Origin of the sequence: Mycobacterium sp. IS-1264 (genome assembly GCF_001954195.1) — a bacterium.
Taxonomy (GTDB): domain Bacteria; phylum Actinomycetota; class Actinomycetes; order Mycobacteriales; family Mycobacteriaceae; genus Mycobacterium.
On sequence record NZ_MBES01000060.1, the window covers coordinates 1 to 592 of the forward strand.

Annotated in this window: 1 protein-coding gene; it reads left to right on the forward strand. The window is 62.3% G+C overall.

The window, feature by feature from the left end; translation table 11 throughout:
• Positions 1-592, forward strand: a 592-nt coding sequence (locus A5744_RS13705) for an AMP-binding protein (RefSeq protein WP_139331343.1), incomplete at both ends; no start/stop codon positions are given.

The following is a 592-nucleotide window of genomic DNA, read 5'->3' on the forward strand; positions in this document are numbered from 1 at the left end:
CCCACACCGGACAACCTCGCCTACATCCTGTACACCTCGGGCACCACCGGACGCCCCAAAGCCGTCGCCATCACCCACCACGGTGTGATCAATATGGCGTGGCACCACTGGCCGGAAGAACGTGCAAGGGCACGGATGTCGATGATCATGTCGCCGGGGTTCGACAGTTCGTCGTGTGAAATTTGGCCAGCCCTGCTTCACGGCGGGACCCTGGTGGTATTGGCGCGCCAACCGGATGTGGCGGCCCTCCGGCAGCTCATCGCCGAACGCGCCGTGACATCGATGTTCGTGCCCACGGCCCTTTTCCACCAACTCGCAGAAGAAGATCCGGACTGTCTGGGCCAGCTCGAACTGCTCGAAACCGGCGGCGGTGCGCTTTCGCCCGTGGCGGTCGACAAGTTACGGAAGAAGCATCCGGAGTTGGCGGTGATCAACGCCTATGGGCCCACCGAAATCACCGTCTGTGCAACGACATACGCCATCCCAACGACCGATGGATTCGAAGGCGCATCGGTGCCGATTGGTGTGCCGTTGGGCAATATGCGGGTGTTTGTGCTTGATGCGGGGTTGTCTCCGGTTCCGGTGGGGGTGC